An 18370-nucleotide genomic window follows, 5' to 3' on the forward strand; every position below is an offset into this window, starting at 1 on the left:
CCTAATTTTACTCCGCCGTTGACAACCGTGCAGGCATTGCATGCGGAAGACCACGTGCGCGACCGCCAACCCCCATGCGGTTAGCAAAGGACCAAGTGTCAAACGACGCAGCGGCTTTTGCAAATGCACACCGTCACCCGCGTAGTGCGAGTCCTCAGGGTTTGTTAACCCAGTTCGCCGCTTTCCCCGGTGCATTAGTTGAGGTTTGTACAGTCACTTTGCCCAGGAAAGCCCACAAAAGAATGTCCTGATGGACGACGTAACCGTGGCACAACCCCCTGCCATGGACACGACGACACTTGCGCCAGATGCCTGGATTGTGAACGGGCGGCGTGACTTCCATCGGAACGAACCCGCTCCGGCCTTCGTGGTTGGGGCGGGTCATATTATGCCTGCCACTCAAGTCTGGTTCTTAGCTAATATTGTGCTTTTCGTGTTTATTATCAATAAATTGAGGTCAACGCTGCTCAAGCGCGTTTTCCCATTCGGTCAGAAAAGCCCGGCGGTTCAGCGGATCAAGATACACCATGAGCGCCGGACCAAGACGGATCGGGCCAAAGTCGACGACATTGTCAGCCCCTGTCTGCCCAAGCGGCGGAAGTGGCCAATCGCCGGGTACGTCGCGTTGCCCTAACCGAGCAAGCATATCGATCAGCGCCCCCGCGCCTGCAGTTTCCTGCGCGCCTACAGGAATAATCGCCGTTCGAAGTATCACGTTCGTAAAGTCCTGCATCCCGAGGATTTGCACGCGCCCGCCCGAGTCGCGTGCCAAACGTTCTGCTGCGTAACTGCCAAGCACGTTGTACGCCAGCGCAAGCCTGCCTTCGGCGACATCGTCGATCATCTGGCCAGAGCAGCAATAAAGTTGCGGGTTCAGCCGTCCCATGACCTCGGACAAGCGCCAATAGGCATCGGTCGATCGCGCTTCTTGGGTGGCAAAAAGGTATCCAAGACCGCTGTCGCGCACGTCATAAGTGCCCACGGAACCTTCAAAGCGTTCGGGATATTCGCGCAGCAAGGTCACCAGTTCCTGACGTGTAGTTGGCAAGTCCAACCCTTGAAACCTCTGTGTGGACAACACCACCACTGCCGGCTCAGCCGTGAATGCGAAGATCAGGTCGCGCCATCTGGCCCAATCTGGCAGCGCCGTTGTAGCTTCGGATCGGTGGCTTTTTGCAAACCCATCATTGGCAAGTTGAAACTGAAGGTCCATGGCAGACGACAAAGCCAAATCAAACGCAGCCCCGTTGCGGATGGCCCGATAAAGTTCGGCAGAGGACACAACCGTATAGTCGATGGACAGGCCCGGTTGACTGGACTGAAAAGCGGCAAGGTAGGGTGCAAAGACCTCAAGATCGGCTGTGGAAATGACCTTTAGCACTCGCTCCCCTGTCCCGGGAAAGAAGCGATGGTCTTCGATCTCCAACGCAGTCAGCATTGTCGTGAACAGGCTCAGGAAGATGGCAAGACAAGCGTGGCGCATGTTCCGGTGCCTCCTTGCAACGTTTCGAGTTCCAATCTGCCCCCATGCGCCACCAGAACATCTTTGGCAATCGTTAGGCCAAGACCCGAGCCGACAATGCCTTGTGTATTGCGCCCCCGCTGGAAACGCTGCGTGAGCTGGTCTGCGGGGCCTTCTCCAAGACCAGGCCCTTGATCCGTGACGGCAATTCGCACTTCGCCGTTGGTTTCGGCCATTGCTACTTTCACGACCGTCTCAGGCGGAGAGTATTTGATCGCGTTGTCCAGAACATTCCGCAAAGCATTTTCGATGAGAACTGGGTCGACCTCTGCCTTTGCACGGAGCGCTTCGACATCCAGCCGAATGTCTTTCATTGACGCCGTTGGTTCAAGACCCGCAACAGTCTGACCGACCAGATCGGACAGCATCACTGGCGTGCGAACAAGATCATCCGTGCGGTAGATGACGGTTGCGTGGTCCAGCAATTGACCAGCGGACCGAGAGCTTTCATCAATGGCGCGGATCATTTGCCGCAAGCGTTGTTTCTGGTCATCGTCACTGGCGGATCGCAGTGCGATTTCGGCCTGCGCGCGCACCGTTGCCAAAGGTGTGCGGATGCGGTGCGCTGCTTCGGCGATGAAGTCTTCGGCGCTGCGTATGCTCTGGCCCAGACGGTCCATCAGTCGGTTCAGCGATGTCAACAAAGGGGCAAGCTCGGTCGGCGCTGCGCGGCGCAAGGGTCGTAGATCAGAGGGACCGCGACGTGACACGGCTGCGGCGATTTCGTTCAGCGGCTTAAGCGAAGTTCTTGCAGCAAATGCCGATAGCGAGACCGCCACGAGGAAGAACGCCACAGACAGAAACGCCGCCAACTGTGAAAGTTCGGCAGAAATCGACGCAACGCCGCCGCGCGTCTGAGCAACCGTCACTTTCACTGGCACGGGCTGCGCACCTGCAAGAACAAGGCGCGAAACCGTCGCCATGCGCACCTCTTCCCCGCTGTATTCCCCTGTATCGAACACGACACGCCCCAGCGACGAAACGATTTCGTTTGGTACCGGCAAGTCTTCGTAGCCTGTCAGAATGGTGTCGCCCGTCGCAACCCGATAGAAAACGCGGTCTTCGCTGATGGCTCCCAGCATGGAGAACGCGGAATACGGCAGTTCCAGTCGCACCTCGCCCTGTTCGCTGCGCAATGTCTCGGCGATCGTGGTGACAGATGCAGCCAGAACATTGTCCTGAGTGCGTTCTGCCGCCTGCCTTGCAAGCCCGGTGACCATCCACCAACTGAGCACGGACAACAAAGCTGCAACGCCCGCAAGGAGCAGCGTCAGCCTGCGGCCGATTGATCCCGTGCCTGTCACGCCTTTCAGTTCTCCATCCTGTAGCCAAGGCCTCGCACCGTTTCGATCCGCACACCCATGCCATCAATACGTCGGCGCAATCGACCGACATAGACCTCGATGGCATTTTCAGTGACTTCGGCATCGTAAGAAAACAGGCGGTCCATCAGTTGGCTCTTTGACAGAATGTGCCCCTTGTGCCGCGCGAAAACCTCGAGCAATCGGATCTCTCGGTTGCGGAGGTCTATTGAGTCTGCCCCAAGCCGCAAGGTTCCTGCCAAAGGGTCAAAGACCGCGTCACCCAGATGGATCTCGTTACGCGCCTCTCCGCCGCGACGCCGCAGCACGGCACGGCATCTTGCCTCCAGCTCGGAAAAATCGAACGGTTTGGTGATGTAATCATCTGCACCCTGATCCAAGGCTCCGACCCGGTCCGACACCTGCGAGCGCGCGGTCAGAACGATAACCGGCGTTTCAAGACGGGTGCGACTGCGCGCAAGGAACTCGCGACCATCGCCATCCGGCAGCATCACGTCCAACAGGATCAGGTCGTACTGCGCAGCTGCAAGACAGTCCTCGGCATCGGCAAGACATGCAGCATGATCCACCGCGTGGCCATCAAGCGCCAGGCGATTGACCACAGCTTCGGCCAATTCGAGATTGTCCTCGACCAGAAGATAGCGCACCCCGTTCCTCCCTCGTGGCCCCGTGTCAGGCTTCTGTCAGCTTTGTGTGGTGATGTACGACCATGGGCGGCGGAGGACCGCCTGTCAAATGGGAGGATAACCAATGAACACTCTTGAGTGGTCACGCCGTGCGCTTATTGCTGCGGCCACTGCAACTGTTGCCGTGTCGGGCATCGCATATGCTGGCGGGCACCAGAAAATGGAATCCGTGCATTTCCTGATTCCCGGCGGTGCCGGCGGCGGTTGGGACGGCACTGCGCGCGGAACGGGCGAAGCCCTTATGAATTCCGGTCTCGTCGGGACGGCAACCTATGAAAACATGTCAGGCGGCGGCGGCGGTGTTGCAATCGGCAACCTGATCGAAAACGCGGCCAGCAGCGAAGGCACGCTGATGGTCAACTCGACCCCGATCGTGATCCGCGCCCTGACTGGCGAGATCTCGCAAAGCTTCCGCGATCTGACACTGGTTGCAGGCACCGTCGGCGACTATGCGGCCTTGGTCGTGTCCGCAGACAGTCCCATCAACTCGATGGAGGATGCCCTGGCATCGTACCGTGAAAACGCGGCTGACTTCGCCATCGGCGGCGGTTCGGTTCCGGGCGGTATGGATCACCTTGTTGCAGCAATCGTGATGCAGGCAGCGGGCGAAGACCCCACCGCGTTCAACTATATCGGCTATGACGCTGGCGGCGAAGCGATGGCAGGTCTGCTGTCCGGTGAAATCGACGCGCTCTCGACCGGTTTTTCTGAAGCGGTTGCATTGGCTGAACAGGGAGAAGTGCGCATTCTTGGCGTGACCGCGCCTGATCGCGTACCCGCGTTCCAGGATGCACCCAGCTTTGCCGAGCAAGGCATCGACGCACAGTTCGTCAACTGGCGTGGTTTCTTTGCAGCCCCCGGTCTTCCCGAAGACAAGCTGACCGCTTACCAAGACATGCTGGCCGCGATGATGGAAACCCCCGAGTGGGAAGAAGTCCGTGCGCGCATGGGTCTGGTCAACATTTTCCGTCCGGGTGACGAGTTCAAGACCTTCCTCGAAGGTCAGGAAAAGCAGATCGGTGATCTGATGCGGGACCTCGGGTTCCTCTAAACCTTGTCGTGGTCCCACTGGACCGCGCTTGTTTCAAGGCGGATGCCCAGCCGGTTCGGCTGGCGCAGGGCATCCGCCGCGCATGACTTCACAAAAACAACTTGGAGGGTTGAGACATGGCGCTCGATCGCTGGATCGCTTTGGCCTTTATCGCCTTGTGTTGCATCTACGGCTATGCGGCCTTTTTCACAATGGATGACCAACTACCGCCAATCCTGCAACGCAACCCGGTATGGCCATCAACTTTCCCGAAAATTCTGACCGTTCTGGGATTGTTCATTGGACTGGTCGTCTTGTTCACATCGAAACCCCCGGCAGACGGCGCTCCGGCCAAGGATGGCGCCATCGATCTCAACCGTCTTGGCGACTATCACGTGGGTCAAGCCGTAGCACTTCTGGTTCTCATGGTTGCCTACGCCCTGACCCTTAGACCTTTAGGTTTCGTCGGTTCCACCGTCGCGTTTCTCGTTCTTGGCGCAGTCATTCTTGGCGAACGTCGTTTTCACATCCTGATCCCCGTTACGGTCATCGCCGCTGGGTCGATCTGGTATCTGGTCCAAGAAGTGCTGGGAATTTTCCTGCGCCCTTGGCCCTTCATGTTCATGTAGGGGGCCGAAAAGATGCTTGAAGGAATTCTAATCGGATTGTCGGCGGCGGTTACTCCGTTCAACCTTATCATGGTTGTGATGGGCTGCGTGATCGGCACATTGATCGGCATGTTGCCAGGTCTTGGGCCTATGTCGATCATCGCAATCATGATCCCGGTTGCCATTGGCATAGGCGATCCAACGGCCGCGCTGATCCTTTTGTCTGGAGTATATTACGGAGCGATCTTCGGTGGATCGACCTCTTCAATCCTGCTCAATGCGCCGGGGGTCGCAGGTACAGTCGCAACGAGCTTTGACGGCTATCCCATGGCGCGCAAGGGACAGGCCGGAAAGGCCCTGACCATCGCCGCCATCGCCAGCTTCGCGGGCGGCACTATTGGCGCGATCTTGTTGATGATTTTTGCCCCGGCACTGTCCTCGGTCGCTCTGCTGTTCCATTCGGCGGAATATTTCGCCTTGATGGTGGTCGGCCTCTCTGCAATCGCGGCGTTTGCTGGGACCGGACAGGTCGCCAAGGCCCTGATGATGACCCTGTTGGGCCTGATGCTGGGCACCGTCGGCGAAGGAGCGCTGTCGAACACACCACGCTTCACCTTCGGAATGATGGAGCTGCAATCAGGCTTCTCTTTCATCACGCTGGCCATGGCGATGTTCGCTCTTCCGGAGGCCTTGTTTCTGGTCATGAATCCGGCGCGCGCAGCGAGTGGGTCTAGTGACGGTAGTGGCAAGATTACCAATATGCGGATCACCAAAGAAGAAGCGCGCACCATAGCGCCTGTGATCGGGCGCCAGTCGCTACAGGGGTTTTTCATCGGAGTATTGCCCGGCGCAGGGGCCACTATCGCATCCTTCCTTGGCTATGCCGTCGAACGCAACATCGCCAAGGGCGCGGAACAAGAAGAGTTCGGCAAAGGGTCGATCAAGGGGCTGGCTGCTCCTGAAACCGCCAACAATGCCGCTTGTACGGGATCGTTCGTGCCTTTGTTGACCTTGGGCATCCCCGGATCGGGAACGACGGCAATTCTGCTTGGCGCTCTGCTGGCGCTGAACGTTACACCGGGCCCGCGCCTGATGACAGACACACCCGAAGTGTTCTGGGCGGTCATCATCTCAATGTATCTGGGCAATCTGGTGCTGTTGATCCTCAACCTACCTTTGATTCCCTACATCGCCAAGATCCTGACCATCCCACGCACGTTCCTGATCCCGTTCATCCTGTTCTTCACCCTGATGGGCAGCTATTTGGGTCAGAACAATTCGACGGAACTTCTGATCCTTGTCGGGTTCGGTGTCGTGGCTACGATCCTCCGGTTCGCAGACTTCCCACTTGCTCCGTTGCTGATCGGGTTCATTCTTGGCACGATGCTCGAGAACAACTTTGCAAGGGCAATGCAGCTTTACCGTGGGTTCGACTTCATCCTTGAACGGCCGATGACGCTTGGCCTGCTTGTATTGGCTTTGATCCTTGTGGTGTTGCCAAGCTATCGCGGCTACCGGGCGCGCAAGCGGGCCGAAGGCGTGGCAGATGGCGACTGACACAAAGACCGGACCCCTCAATGGGGTCCGCGTCCTTGATCTGACAAATGTCTTGGCAGGCCCTTTCGCCTGCCATCAACTTGCCCATCTCGGCGCAGATGTGATCAAGGTCGAGGCTGTCGGGAAAGGCGATCTTGCCAGAAACCTTGGTTCTGATCCCGATCTGTCTGCGGCGGGTATGGGGATCAGCTTTCTGGCACAGAACGCTGGCAAGTCTTCGTTGACGCTCAACCTGAAAGACCCGCGTGGCAAGGATGTCCTTAAGCAACTCGTGCAAGGTGCGGATGTACTGGTCGAGAATTATCGACCCGGTGTCATGGAGCGTTTGAGCCTTTGCTATGACACCTTGAAGCAGATCAACCCGAACCTGGTCTATTGCGCCATCTCCGGCTTTGGCCAAACCGGACCTTGGGCTGACCGGCCTGCTTATGACCAAATTATTCAAGGTGTGTCAGGTGTAATGTCGATCACCGGCGACGCACGAAGCGCACCTCTGCGCGTGGGCTATCCGCTCGCAGACACCATCGGCGGATTGACCGCAGCTATGGCGATCTGCTCTGCACTGAACGCAACGCCACGAGGCGCATATATTGACGTATCCATGCTTGAATCAGTTCTAGCGACGATGGGATGGGTCGTGTCCAACCATCTGATCGGCGGCGTCGCGCCCAGCGCACAAGGAAACGAGAACCCCACATCCGCACCATCCGGCGCGTTTCAATGCTCAGATGGGTTGATCAATATTGCCGCCAACAAGGATGAACAATGGGCCGCTCTTGCGCGTCACCTTGGACGCGAAGACCTACTGTCCAAAGACGTGTTCCTGACACGTGAGGAGCGCAAGACCAACAGACTGCGACTGAAGGCGGAACTCGAAACGGTTTTGACGACCCGGTCTGCGCGGGATTGGGCCGAAGAGCTGAACAGCATTGGCGTTCCTGCAGGGGCGGTTTTGTCGGTGCCTGAAGCGCTCGCCACCGCGCAAATCACTAATCGCGACTTCATCACTCGGTTTGTTTCTGTTCCGGGTGTTGACCGCCCAGTGGACGTCGTGTCCGTCGGCGCAATGTTCGACGGAACCCGGCCCACTGTCTCAACGCCGCCGCCCAAATTGGGTCAGGACACAACAAGCATCTTGGAAAACCTTGGCTACAGTCGGATACAGATTGAAACGTTGCGCAAGGAGGGCGTGATTTGACAACAAACACCGACGTATCGGACTGGTGGCGCACAAAGATCATCGACATGGAGCCGGGACGCATCCACCTGCGCGGTCAGCCGGTTCAGGAACTGATCGGCAACACCGGGTTTGCCCGCATGATCTGGTTGATGGTCGTCGGAGAAGATATCTCGGGACCGCGCGCCGATCTGTTCGAGGCCGCTTTGGTTTCCGCAGTAGATCACGGCCCTCAAGCGCCTTCCATTGCGGCTGCGCGCATGGCGTCGACCTGCGGGATCGGCCTGCAATCGGCCATGGCGACCGGGCTCAATATGCTTGGCGATGTGCATGGAGGCGCCGGGGAACAGGCTGTCGGGCTATACCGCGAGATCGAGACTGCTGGATTGGACAAACTTGTGACCTGTCTTGACGATTGGCGCGAAAAGCATGGCCGTTTCATTCCGGGTTTCGGACACAGGTTCCACAAACCGGTCGATCCCCGTGCACCACGCTTGCTTGGTTTGGTCGACGATGCAGCAAAGGTCGGAGCCGTTTCCGGTGTCTATGCCCAGATCGGGCGCGCCATTGAAACCCGCCTCGCCGAGGAACGCGGCAAACCTGTTCCGATGAACATCGACGGTGCGACGGCCGTTATCTACGCAGAATTGGGTTGCCCCGCACCACTTGCACGCGGCTTTTTCGGATTGTCGCGCTCGGTGGGTATCCTCGCCCACGCATGGGAACAAATGGAGCAGGGTGGCCGCAACAAGGGACCGACGCCACCGGAGTACCGATGGACTTATGAAGGCGTTTAGCAGGCAGGTGCCCCCAGTCATTCCGACGCTTTTGATCGGTGCTGGGGGGGCAATTCTGTTTTATCTCGTTGGATTTCCAGCCGCTGCCGTGACCGGGCCGGCCACAACCGTTGCCGCTGCGACGTTGTTGGGCGTACGCACCCAGATCCCACCACGGCTTTGCGATATCATCTTCATTGTGATTGGCGCCCAAATCGGAAGCACCGTGACGCCCGATGTTATTTCCGCCGCGATGACATGGCCGTTGTCCTTGATGGTTCTGACACTGACACTGATCGCAATCATGGTGGTGGTGCCACTTTGCCTGCGGCTGCTTTTCGGTCATCGTCCTGTGACAGCCTTCCTGTCGGCTGCACCGGGTCACTTAACCTTCACGCTTGGTCTTGCCGCTGATCTGAAAGCAGACGTTCCACAGGTCGTGCTGATCCAAACAGTTCGGGTTTTCTTGCTGACGCTGATGGTGCCGGTCCTGATTTCCCTTTGGGGGATTACTGGAACAGCAACATTTGCCGGGCAAGGGACCAGTTCGGCGGTCGACCTTGTGCTTGTCCTGCTGCTGGCCTTGGCTGTCGGCCTCGGTCTGAAACGTTTGGCTGTTCCGGCACCGTTGTTGATCGGAGCAATGGCCGTATCGGCGATCACGCATGGGACCGGGCTTGTGTCAGGCGTCGCGCCCAACTGGATGACCATGGCGGCCTTCGTTGGCATGGGCGCTTTGATCGGCACACGGTTCGGTGGCGTTGATCGCTCGCTGTTGAAAAGCGCATTCGTTGCAGGGCTGCTGAGTACTGTCGTCGGCTGCATCATCGCCACAATCGGTGCCTATATCGCTTCACGGCTAATTGGATTTCCGCCAGCCGCATTGTTCCTTGCCTTTGCGCCGGGCGGGGTCGAAGTCATGGCGGCGCTTGCCATTGAAACCGGTCTGGAACCTGCACTTGTGGCCGCGCACCATGTGTTCCGGTTGACCGTTCTGGGAATACTGCTGCCAATTTTCGCGCTGCGCTACAGGCGTGATTGATCACGGTCACCCTGTTGCGTCTTCGTTCCGCCGCCTGACCAAGCGATTGAAGCTCATAGAGATATGCGCACGCTGAATCTGCGCGACAGCGCCGAGGTCGCCGGACTGCAAAGCGATCTGAATCGCTTCAAGTTCGTGCCGGAAAATGCGGTACTCATCCTCCAAATCCAGTTCTGCCTTGATCGCACGAACCAGCCAAAGGCGTTTGGTTTGATAATACAAACGCTCCAGAACCTTTCGCAGCGGGTCATTGGCCGTAAGCTCCAGCAGGGTCTGAAACACATCCATATCCAGTTCGGTAAAGCTTCGTGGTGTGCCTGACACCCCCATCTCAAACGCGCGGTCGATCAAAGCTTGCAAGCGCTTAAAGAACGCGTCGCCCGGCATCACTGGATCAAGCGTCCCGGTCAACGCCGTCAACTCGACGCGTAACCTGTAAGCCTGTTCAAGCTCTGTAATGTCGGCGTCCGTGACGATGGTCCCCACCCCGTGCACGGACTGTACCAGACCCTCTTCCTCCAACCGCGCAAGCACACGGCGCACCGGGGTACGGCTGGTCCCGAATTCCTGAGCCAAAGCGATCTCGGACAGGTGCGTCGCCGGGGGGTAGTCCAAAAGACAGATGCGTTGCCGCAGGGTTTCGTGCAGTGCGGCGTGACGATCCTTGACTGTCATCCCGCCGTCTGACGCCCCATCAGCCATCCAGCCTGTCTCCCAATCGTTCCAGCATACCGATGCATTGGCTCAACTGTTCGATGGCGATGAACTCATCTGCCTTGTGCGCCTGTTCGATCGACCCCGGGCCGCAGACCACGACATCCGTGCCAAGCGCCTGAAATAGACCAGCCTCGGTGCCGAAGGCCACGACATCGCTGTTGTTCGCACCGGTCAATTCCGACACGATGCGGCGAGCTTCATTTTCATCTGTTGGGATCAGGCCAACCACCTCGCCGATCACATCGGTGGTGATGTACGCGCCCGGATGAACAGCGCGCATGCGGGGAAGAAGCTCGGTTTCGCAATACTGCCTTAGACTGTCTTTGACGAACTCGGCATCGCCCGGCTGAACCGGACGCATTTCCCAATCGACCTGCGCAGATGGCGCGATTACGTTATGCGCAACGCCGCCGACCAATGCCCCCACATTGACCGTAGTCCAAGGCGGGTCGAAAGGAGAATTCTTCGGTGCTCGGGCGCGCAAGTCTTCCTTTAGACCCAAGAGATGGTTCACATAGCGGACCGCATATTCAACAGCGTTGACCCCGTAATCCGGCAATGATCCATGCCCGGCCAGACCATTGAAATGCGTTGTGTATTCGTTGCAGCCCTTATGGCCGTCGATAATCCGCATCTCAGTCGGTTCGCCAATAATCGCCACCCCCGGCGTCCATTCGCGCTCGGCCATGGTTTCGGCAAGCTGCCGCGCTCCAAGACAGCCGACTTCTTCGTCATAAGTGAAAGCGAAATGAACCGGCCTGTCCACAACGCGATCCGCAAAATAGGGCGCCATTGCCAATGTAGCCGCAATAAAGCCTTTCATGTCACATGTGCCGCGCCCGTAAAGGCGTCCGTCAGCCGCTTCCATTTGAAACGGGTCACGCGTCCACGCCTGATCTGCCACGGGCACCACATCGCTGTGGCCGGACAGGAGGATGCCGCCGTTGCGATCCGGCCCAAGCGTGGCGAACAGGTTGGCTTTGGTCCCGCAAGGCGACGACATCACCTCGCATCGCGCGCCCGCATCTTCAAGAAGCCCCGCCATGTGCAGGATCATGTCGAAATTGCTGTCAGCCGAAATGGTCGGGTAGGCAATTAAATCACCAAGAATTTCGGTTGTGCGCTGCAAGTGGTCCACGGCGTCAGTCCTTGACGAACAGCTTTCGCTCCACGTTGCACAAGGCTTCGGCGGGGCCGCTGTCGGTGATAAGAATGGTTTCGGTTGTCTCGAGTCCCCAAGTATCCATCCAGAGCGCCGGCATAAAGTGGAAGGTCATGCCGGGCTGCAAAATGGTTTCATCCTCGACACGGAGGGATGCGGTACGTTCGCCCCAATCGGGCGGGTAACTCAGGCCGATCGGATAACCACAGCGGCCTTCGCGATAGATGCCGTGATTCTGCAGAACGTCGACAAGTGCTTGCGCGATATCGCGGGTTCGGTTGCCAGCGCGCGCCGCATTGAGCGCAGCTTCGATCCCTTCGATCTGGGCCGCTTCGGCATCAAGCATCTCTTTCGGCGGTGTCCCCAGAAAAACAGTTCGGCACAAAGGTGCGTGATAGCGGCGGTAACAACCGGAGAGTTCAAAAAACGTCGCTTCACCTTCGCGCATCGGATCGCCGTTCCACGTCAGGTGCGCAGCCGTCGCATCAAGTCCAGATGGCGTCAGCGGTACGATCGCCGGATAGTCGCCCCAAATGTCGTCCACACCTGTGATCCCGGCATGCATGATATCGGCCACCACATCATTTTTACGCACCCCCGGAGCCGCACGGTCGATGGCGGTTTCGATCACGCGCTCCGAAATACGTGCTGCTTTTCGGATAAAGGCGATCTCTTCATGCGACTTGATCAGCCGCTGCCAGTTCACCAGCGCGGTGGCGTCGGCAAACGTGGCGTTGGGCATTTCCGTCACAAACACCTGATGCGCTTTGGCCGAGTAGTAGTAGTTCTCCATCTCGACGCCGATCTTGGCTGATTCCAGACCCATGTCTTTCAAACGTGCCGCGAGCTCTTGCATTGGATGGCGCACTGTCGATTGCACGTAGCTGTCGGCGTAGCCAAAGATATTGTCCTCTGACATCCAGCAGGTACGCAAGGCGCCCATCGAGTCCATGAACCGCCCCCACCACATCGGTTCGCCTTCCATGCGCAGAAGAACGCCTTGGTGCACGTAGAACGACCAACCGTCATACCCTGTCAGCCAAGCTTGGTTGGACGGGTCGGTGACGAACAGGGCGTCCAGTCCGGCTTCGCTCATCGCGGTACGTGTCAGCGCTATACGGCGGTCGTATTCAGTTTGACTAAACGGGGCATTTCCCTCGGGCATGGTTGGTCCTCAGCCAAATTTATCGTAAGATGTGCACAACTCGGCAGGAATACTGTCGAATGGCGCACAGAATCAGCACGTGATTTCTTGACACCATCCGAAATCATCGACTGATGTGCACAACGATTTGTCACCTTTAATGACTGGAAAACGACATGCTTCGGAATGACCAACTTGATCAGTGGGATCGAGATAACTTCTTCCACCCGTCCACCCACCTTGCGCAACATGCTCGCGGCGAAAGCCCCAGTCGCGTGATCAAAACGGCATCGGGTGTGTTCATCGAAGATCGGGACGGCAACAAGCTGCTGGATGCGTTCGCCGGGCTTTATTGCGTCAACGTCGGCTATGGCCGTCAGGAGATTGCCGAGGCCATTGCAGAACAGGCGCGGGAACTGGCTTATTACCATTCCTATGTCGGCCACGGCACCGAGGCGTCGATCACCTTGGCGAAAATGATACTCGACCGCGCGCCAGACCATATGTCCAAGGTCTATTTCGGTCTTGGCGGATCGGATGCGAACGAGACAAATGTCAAACTGGTCTGGTATTACAACAACATCCTTGGACGCCCGCAGAAGAAAAAGATCATCTCGCGCTGGCGTGGATATCACGGATCGGGTCTTGTCACCGGGTCGCTAACCGGGCTCGAGCTGTTTCACAAGAAATTCGATCTGCCGATCGAGCAGGTGATCCACACCACCGCACCCTATTACTATCGGCGCGAAGACCTGAACCAAACCGAAGCCGAATTCGTCGCCCAATGTGCCGCGGATCTCGAAAACCTAATCGCTCGCGAAGGGGCCGACACCATCGGTGCGTTCATCGGAGAACCCATGCTGGGAACTGGCGGCATCGTCCCGCCCCCGGCAGGCTATTGGAAGGCGATCCAAGACGTGCTGAACAAGCATGACATCCTCTTGATTGCGGATGAGGTGGTCACCGGCTTTGGTCGCTTGGGCACAATGTTCGGCTCCGAGCATTACGGGATCAAACCCGATATCATTACCATCGCCAAGGGGCTGACCTCTGCTTATGCGCCGCTGTCCGGCTCTATTGTCTCGGACAAGGTCTGGAGCGTGTTGGAACAAGGCACCGACGAAAACGGACCGATTGGACATGGCTGGACCTATTCCGCGCACCCCATCGGTGCTGCGGCAGGTGTTGCGAACCTCAAATTGCTGGACGATCTGAACCTGGTATCGAATGCAGGCAACGTAGGCGCATATCTCAATGCAACGATGCGCGAAGCTCTGGCTGATCACCGAAATGTCGGCGACGTGCGCGGCGACGGCATGATCTGCGCGGTAGAATTTGTAAGGGACAAAGACAGTCGCGTTTTCTTTGATGCCGCGGACAAAATCGGCCCACAGATCTCGGCCAAACTGCTCGAGCAGGACAAGATCATCGCGCGCGCTATGCCGCAGGGAGACATCCTTGGGTTTGCTCCGCCGTTCTGCTTGACCAAGTCCGAAGCAGACCAAGTCGTCGCGGGCACGGTCCGCGCGGTCAAAGCCGTTCTGGGCTGATCAAATCAACCCTTCGCCCAATGCCGCCGGGAGATACGCCCGGCGGATTTTCGATTGCGCTGGATCATGCCGGTCGTGCTAGACCCTAAGCCATGACAGATCGCTTGGAATTTGCAATCGGACTGGATGGTGGCGGCAGCGGCTGCCGCGCTGCTCTTGGCGCGCCGGATGGGACAGTTTTGGCCACGGCGCATTCTGGTTCGGCAAATTACACGAGCGATCCGGACGGAACGGTCGCTCATATCCTGACCGCGCTGACCGAGGTGACATCTTTGGCTGGCGTATCATTCGACAGAGTGAAAGAGGCGCCTGCTCATTTGGGTTTGGCAGGAATTGTCACTCATGAAGATGCTCAATCCTGTGCGGCGCGTCTGCCACTTAAGAACTGCCGCATCAGCAACGATCAACTGACCTCGGCCATCGGCGCATTTGGGAGCCAAGATGGGGCTCTGGTTGGCGTGGGAACAGGATCTTTCGTCGCCATTAAACGAGGGGACAGCGTCCGGTCGATTGGCGGCTGGGGCCTTCACCTGGGGGATCAGGCATCAGGCGCATGGCTTGGTCGGCTGGCGTTGCAACGCTGCGCGCTCGTAACCGATGGTTTGGCAACACCATCGCCCTTCATCGAAGACGTTCTGCAAACATTTGAATTGGATGCAAATCGCATGATTGCGTTCGCGCAAAAAGCGGCACCTGCAGACTATGCAGCATTTGCACCAAACATCTTCGACGCCGCATCCCAAGGCGATCCTCACGCGTGTGACATGATCCGGAAGGCGGCGGAATACTTGGACCTGTGTCTGGACACTGCTGGTTTGATCGATGGTGAGGGAGTTTGCCTTGTCGGAGGCCTTGCCCCTCTTTACGCGCCTTGGCTCAATGAACGCCACCAAGCCAGAGTGGCCGAACCTTTGGGAACTGCTCTTGACGGAGCCATCCGATTGGCGTGGAAGCGTGCAGCCACCTGACCAGTCAGTCGTTGGCGGATCGGTTCAATGCGGAGGCCTGTTCACGAACCGAGGCAATCGCGTTCATCACGAACGGTGTGCCGCATACCCAATCGACAGAGGTTTTCAAAGCTGGGAACCCCTCCAACGCGGGATGCGTCAGCATTTCTTCCGAAAGCGAAAAACCCGAAAAGGGTTGCGACCTGATCAGAGCATCCGGTTGGTTCAGGATCACCTGTTCCAATGTGAGCGTGCCGTTGCCAACAAGACCAAGCTCATCAGACAGATTCCGCACCCCGGCAGCCGTCAAGATGTCATGGCTCAAAGTACCTGCCCCAAGGGAAAAACCATTCGGCAGAAAGAAGGCTGCAACTGGTTGATCGCCGAGCGCCTCGGGAAAAGCTGCTAGGTCCTGCTCCAAATCCAAGGCCATTTGTTCGCCTCGATCAGCCTGGCCCAGAACTTTGCCCATTCGACGAATGTCACCGGGGATATCCCGCAGCGACCGGGTGATCGCGAACTGCTCCACCTCGATGTCAATCGACCGCAGCAAAGCAAGCATGGACGGGTCACTGTACTCTCCGGCTACAACGATATCGGGGTTTTGCAAAGCAATCGTTTCAGCCTGCGTATTGTTCTTGGCAAATTGCGCGGCGCGTTCGGCCATGACCGAGTTGCGTGGATCATCTGAAAGATCGCTTAATGACAAGATTTGGTCAGGGTCTGCCAGAAGCATGACAAGCTGATCGGTACAGACATTAACCGACACCACGCGCGGCAGATCGGTTGCGCTGGCCCCTAGAGGGACCAACGCACAGCTGAGAAGCGCCATCAACCGGCGCATCATTCAGAAAGATGTCTCAACACCGAAACGGATGGTCCGATCCGGTGCATTGAAACCGCGCACCGTCTGATACGAGACGTCGCCGACGTTATCAATCGCGCCATAGACACTCGCCATGTCGGTGATCGCATACCGCGCGGAGACATCCCAAACGGTGTAGTCATCCAAAGGGGTCAGTGTCCCAAAACCGTCCAGAGTGTCCGAAACGCGGGTCATGTTGATGCCGATCTGCAACCGATCCGTCACATCCGCCTCCAACGCCAAAGACAGATCGTGACGCGGAACACGAACAACACGTTCACCGTCATTTTCGGTGTTTGTAAGTGTATAAGCACCAGACACCCGCACACGATCAGTGATTGCGTAAGACCCGCTCAGTTCGAGACCACGTGTTTCGGTTGTTCCGTCCGTCTGAATGTAGCAACCAAATGTTTGAGACGGCAAGCAGTTCGGCCCGCTGCCAAACCCGATCAGGTTATCGATTTCCGCCCAGAAGACCGTGGCCTTGACCGTTCCCCGGTCACCATAGCTATGCTCGATCCCAAGATCGAAGCTCAGGCTTTCTTCTGGGTCCAGAGGGGTCGATCCGGCATAAGGCCCAAAGCGTTCATACAAGGACGGCGCACGATAGCCCATGCCAAGAGAGGCTCGAACGGTGGTTGCCTCGTCCAGCCGATACGACAAAGCAGCACGCCCCGAGAGTTGCCCGTCGAAGTCCGAATAATCATCGTAGCGCAGGGTCAGCGAAAGTTCGACGGCATCGGTTGGTGTCGCTTTCACTTCTGCAAATACCGCCGAGTTCGATGCATCATATGCATCGCCATCCAAGGCTGCGCGCTCTTCGCTCCAGTCTGCGCCAAAAGCAAGAGACACGCCCGAGGACAGATCACCCGTGGCCAAGTAGGCGACTGTATCGCGTTCGCCAAGAAAATCGCGGGTGAAGCCCACCGGATCAAACCGTTCGATCTCGTATCGGCTGAAGGACAGCTCATGCGTCCAAGCCCCCGCTTGCACTTCGCCAAACATCCGCACGCCGCGGCGTGTTTCGTCGATTTCGCCGCGCGGATCGGTTGCCGCCTGATCATACTCTGCGGTGCCTTCCGACCAGAAACCGTTAAATCCAATGCGGATGGCATCACTGACTTGGTAGGCTGCAAACAGATTGACCAAGCTTTGTTCAAAGCCGTCGTTTTCATCATCCGTGTCACGTGCCGAATAGCCTTCGCTGGTCACGCGTCCAAGGCTCAACGCCAGTTCGGCACGATCATCAAGATATCCGAAACTCAGGTTTGCAGAGCGGGTTTCAAAGCTGCCCAGTTCAAGCTGTGCCTTGCCCGAAACGCCAGAAACTTCAGGCCGCCAAGTCTCAACCTCGACGACACCGGCAATCGCTTCTGACCCATAGACTGCGGATTGCGTCCCTTTGACAACTGCCAGACGATCCAGCGAGCCGGTGGTTAGTCTGCCGAAGTTGAAGGCTGTCTGTGGGCCCGATGGATCCGTGACATCAATACCATCAATTCGAACCCCGACATAGGGGCCGCTCAAGCCGCGAATACGAACTGTCGCACTGCTGCCCAAACCACCGTTGGCGCTGACCGAGACGCCCGGAAGCAGATCGAGCGCGGCAGTGGCACTTGCCCCTTCGCGTTGGATATCTGCGGAATTGGCCACGTCGATCGTGGCACCGGTTGTGTCGAGGTTCGTCGGAAGCAATCCGCCGAAGACGACGATGTCTTCGAGTTCGATAACTGCGCCACTGACATCCTGTGCCATCAGTGCTGATGGCGCGATGAGAGTGCTGCAAAGAAGTAATCTCGAGGTGAGCCGTGTCATTTCATTGATCCCAGCCTTGTCCGGCGCACTGCACCGGAGTGATGAAAAATCTGGAATGCTGACGCATCCGCAGACGGTGATTTACACCACTACGGACGAAGCCGCCGCCCCATCGCGCCCCGCGATTGGACTGGGTGTTCGTCTTCGGCAGGTCTCCTGACTTGCGGGTCTCTGCTATGCTGGCCTTCCCAGGGTCCGTGACGGACACCAGTGGCACTTTCAGCGTCGCTCACCGCTCACAGTTGCGGGGGCAGTCGCGGATTTTTCCGAAGAAGCACCGCGTTCCCTTTTCACCGAACGCTGTTGAACGCTCGGACCGTAGACACGCTCATCTGCACCCGACGTTAAGGATGCGTCAAGTGGGCTTTGCATTCTGCCACCTTGGCGCTTGGTCGCAGGTACATGATTAAGTCATCCATAAATTTTTACAGGAATTTGCTCGTTTTCAGT

The 18370-nt window shown here is 57.7% G+C and carries 16 protein-coding genes and 1 riboswitch; of the genes, 8 read left to right on the forward strand and 8 right to left on the reverse strand.

What is annotated here, in order from left to right:
* Positions 1–457 precede the first annotated feature (457 nt).
* From ACK3EW_RS16865 to ACK3EW_RS16875, 3 genes are read right to left on the reverse strand one after another with little or no spacing between them, the layout of a single operon-like run.
* Positions 458–1483: an ABC transporter substrate-binding protein gene (locus tag ACK3EW_RS16865; protein WP_439120390.1), complete on the reverse strand. Its 1026-nt coding sequence runs from the start codon at positions 1481–1483 to the stop codon at positions 458–460.
* Positions 1453–2826, reverse strand: coding sequence for a sensor histidine kinase (locus ACK3EW_RS16870; RefSeq protein ID WP_439120391.1), 1374 nt, complete (start codon positions 2824–2826; stop codon positions 1453–1455). Before ACK3EW_RS16870 ends, ACK3EW_RS16865 begins: the two co-directional genes overlap by 31 nt.
* 5 nt (positions 2827–2831) lie before the next feature.
* Positions 2832–3491 (reverse strand): response regulator transcription factor, encoded by a 660-nt coding sequence (locus tag ACK3EW_RS16875; RefSeq protein ID WP_493807074.1) that lies wholly within the window; start codon positions 3489–3491, stop codon positions 2832–2834.
* 103 nt (positions 3492–3594) lie between these two features.
* Here ACK3EW_RS16875 and ACK3EW_RS16880 point away from each other — a divergent pair, with 103 nt between their 5' ends.
* The 6 genes from ACK3EW_RS16880 to ACK3EW_RS16905 all read left to right on the forward strand — a co-directional run bounded on the left by ACK3EW_RS16880 (position 3595) and on the right by ACK3EW_RS16905 (position 9720).
* A complete protein-coding gene (locus ACK3EW_RS16880) occupies positions 3595–4581 on the forward strand; it encodes a tripartite tricarboxylate transporter substrate binding protein (protein WP_493807075.1) in 987 nt (328 codons plus the stop codon).
* A 116-nt stretch (positions 4582–4697) separates the two neighbouring features.
* On the forward strand, positions 4698–5189 hold the full coding sequence (locus tag ACK3EW_RS16885; RefSeq protein WP_493807076.1) for a tripartite tricarboxylate transporter TctB family protein: 492 nt from the start codon (positions 4698–4700) through the stop codon (positions 5187–5189).
* 12 nt (positions 5190–5201) lie between these two features.
* Complete coding sequence (locus ACK3EW_RS16890; RefSeq protein WP_439120394.1) at positions 5202–6725, forward strand: tripartite tricarboxylate transporter permease; 1524 nt, start codon at positions 5202–5204, stop codon at positions 6723–6725.
* Positions 6715–7923 (forward strand): CaiB/BaiF CoA transferase family protein, encoded by a 1209-nt coding sequence (locus tag ACK3EW_RS16895; RefSeq protein WP_493807077.1) that lies wholly within the window; start codon positions 6715–6717, stop codon positions 7921–7923. Before ACK3EW_RS16890 ends, ACK3EW_RS16895 begins: the two co-directional genes overlap by 11 nt.
* Entirely contained in the window at positions 7920–8699 is a 780-nt protein-coding gene (locus tag ACK3EW_RS16900; protein WP_493807078.1) for a citryl-CoA lyase, read from the forward strand. Before ACK3EW_RS16895 ends, ACK3EW_RS16900 begins: the two co-directional genes overlap by 4 nt.
* Positions 8700–8706: 7 nt before the next feature.
* A complete protein-coding gene (locus ACK3EW_RS16905) occupies positions 8707–9720 on the forward strand; it encodes an AbrB family transcriptional regulator (RefSeq protein WP_493807079.1) in 1014 nt (337 codons plus the stop codon).
* A gap of 6 nt (positions 9721–9726) precedes the next feature.
* Here ACK3EW_RS16905 and ACK3EW_RS16910 read toward each other — a convergent pair whose 3' ends face one another.
* The 3 genes from ACK3EW_RS16910 to ACK3EW_RS16920 are packed head-to-tail and all read right to left on the reverse strand — an operon-like array spanning position 9727 to position 12764.
* Entirely contained in the window at positions 9727–10422 is a 696-nt protein-coding gene (locus ACK3EW_RS16910) for a GntR family transcriptional regulator (RefSeq protein WP_493807080.1), read from the reverse strand.
* Positions 10415–11575 (reverse strand): acetylornithine deacetylase, encoded by a 1161-nt coding sequence (gene argE, locus ACK3EW_RS16915; protein ID WP_493807081.1) that lies wholly within the window; start codon positions 11573–11575, stop codon positions 10415–10417. The genes ACK3EW_RS16910 and argE overlap by 8 nt, the downstream gene beginning before the upstream one ends.
* Before the next feature lie 4 nt (positions 11576–11579).
* A complete protein-coding gene (locus ACK3EW_RS16920; RefSeq protein WP_493807082.1) occupies positions 11580–12764 on the reverse strand; it encodes a M24 family metallopeptidase in 1185 nt (394 codons plus the stop codon).
* A 155-nt stretch (positions 12765–12919) separates the two neighbouring features.
* On the opposite strand from ACK3EW_RS16920, the gene ACK3EW_RS16925 reads away from it, so the two are divergent.
* Both ACK3EW_RS16925 and ACK3EW_RS16930 read left to right on the forward strand, forming a co-directional pair.
* The gene (locus ACK3EW_RS16925; RefSeq protein WP_493807083.1) at positions 12920–14293 is read left to right on the forward strand and encodes an aspartate aminotransferase family protein; all 1374 of its coding nucleotides are present in this window, start codon (positions 12920–12922) and stop codon (positions 14291–14293) included.
* Positions 14294–14385: 92 nt separating this feature from the next.
* Positions 14386–15261: a glucosamine kinase nucleotide-binding domain-containing protein gene (locus ACK3EW_RS16930; RefSeq protein ID WP_493807084.1), complete on the forward strand. Its 876-nt coding sequence runs from the start codon at positions 14386–14388 to the stop codon at positions 15259–15261.
* A gap of 4 nt (positions 15262–15265) precedes the next feature.
* Here the strand turns inward: ACK3EW_RS16930 and ACK3EW_RS16935 are convergent, their stop codons facing one another.
* Positions 15266–16072, reverse strand: a complete 807-nt coding sequence (locus tag ACK3EW_RS16935; protein WP_493807085.1) for an ABC transporter substrate-binding protein — start codon at positions 16070–16072, stop codon at positions 15266–15268.
* Between the two features lie 15 nt (positions 16073–16087).
* Complete coding sequence (locus ACK3EW_RS16940) at positions 16088–17920, reverse strand: TonB-dependent receptor plug domain-containing protein (protein ID WP_493807086.1); 1833 nt, start codon at positions 17918–17920, stop codon at positions 16088–16090.
* A 129-nt stretch (positions 17921–18049) separates the two neighbouring features.
* A riboswitch (cobalamin riboswitch) is annotated at positions 18050–18256 on the reverse strand.
* Between the last annotated feature and the right edge of the window lie 114 nt (positions 18257–18370).

Source organism: Marivita sp. NO-S04 (assembly GCF_059070475.1).